At 42.4% G+C, this 1,395-nt stretch carries 2 protein-coding genes; both read right to left on the bottom strand.

Translation table 11 applies throughout. The features are described 5' to 3' along the window. Positions 1-31: 31 nt before the first annotated feature. On the bottom strand, positions 32-874 hold the full coding sequence (locus NX845_RS23355; RefSeq protein WP_106427144.1) for an IS3 family transposase: 843 nt from the start codon (positions 872-874) through the stop codon (positions 32-34). Then, complete coding sequence (locus tag NX845_RS23350) at positions 871-1,380, bottom strand: helix-turn-helix domain-containing protein (RefSeq protein WP_102462557.1); 510 nt, start codon at positions 1,378-1,380, stop codon at positions 871-873. The genes NX845_RS23355 and NX845_RS23350 overlap by 4 nt, the downstream gene beginning before the upstream one ends. Positions 1,381-1,395: the final 15 nt, after the last annotated feature.

The following is a 1,395-nucleotide window of genomic DNA, read 5'->3' as shown; positions in this document are numbered from 1 at the left end:
TGAAGTGACCCCGTAAAGTTGGACATTTCTGTTAAGCGGCTTTCAAGGCCTGAGTTCGATATTCTATCGGAGTCAGGCCTTTTAGTTTCACTTTTATACGTTTGGTATTGTAGTACTCGATGTATTCTTTAATTTGCTCTATCAGAGCATCTGCATCTTCAAAGCTTTGGTTGTGATACATCTCGGTTTTGAGTAAAGCAAAAAAGTTTTCAGCAACAGCATTATCCAAGCAGTTACCTTTTCTCGACATGCTTTGCGTTAACCCACTCTCCGCTACCTTTTTCTGATACTGTCGATGGCGATATTGCCAACCTTGATCGCTATGTATAATTGGCTTTGAGTTGGGTTTAAGCGTTGATATAGCTTCCGTCAGCATATCCGTGACAAGCGGCAAGCAGGCATTTTTGGCCACTCTATAAGCAACCACCTCCTGAGTAAACAAGTCGACAACGGGAGACAAGTATACTTTCTGCTCTTTGACTTTGAACTCCGTGACATCAGTTACCCACTTTTCATCGGGTTGAGTCGCACTAAAATCTCTTTCAAGAACGTTGGGAGCAGCTTTTCCTGACTCTCCTCGGTATGAACGATACTTTTTAATCCTGACCGTCGATTTAAGGTTGAGTTGAGCCATAAGCCTTTGAACCGTTTTGTGATTAAGCACGAACCCCTGATTTTTTAGTTCCAAGTGAATACGGCGGTAGCCGTATCGCCCCTTATGTTCATGATAAATTGACTTTATCAACCGCAGCTCACGTTCGTAGCTATTTGGGCGCTTGCTCGTTTGAGCCTGATAATAAAAGACACTTTTTGCCAGCTGTAGAGTGTGCAGTAAGTGCTTTAACGGGTACTTGCCTTTAAGAGTTAGAGCTATGACCGCTTTTTCTTTGTTCGACGGTTTTTTTCCTGCTCCAACTCTTCCAACTTTTTTAGAACGGCATTCTCGGTTCGTAAGTAAACCAACTCCTCTTTTAGCTCCTCAAGTGTCATTTCATTATCAGGCTTAGTGGTACGTTGAGGTTGCTGTTTCATTGAGGGTCTTCCTTTCTGGCGCATTTTGAGCCCTTTGATACCGAGCTCATTAAATCTTTTGAGCCAGACAGAGAGTATCCCAGGGGATGAGAGGTTTAATACTGCGCTAGTGTGCGTGAGAGACCATTCATTCGTCCACATTAAATTCAATGCTTTTCGTTTTGTTTGAGCAGTCTCGGCATGCTTAGTTGATAAAAATGAATCAGTACCATGGATGGCAAAGACTTGAGCCCAATACCGTATCTGCCTTGAAGACATTGAATATTGTTTTGCTAAGTAGAGAGATGACGTGCCATCTAAGTATTGCTTAGCAATGATACATTTTAGCTCTCGGCTATATTTGGACATAAAAAGACCCCCAAT

This window comes from Vibrio sp. NC2 (assembly GCF_025195005.1).
GTDB classification, from domain to species: Bacteria; Pseudomonadota; Gammaproteobacteria; order Enterobacterales; family Vibrionaceae; genus Vibrio; species Vibrio splendidus.
The sequence above is the reverse complement of the archived record's forward strand: the minus strand, read 5'-3'. Positions and strand labels throughout refer to the sequence as shown.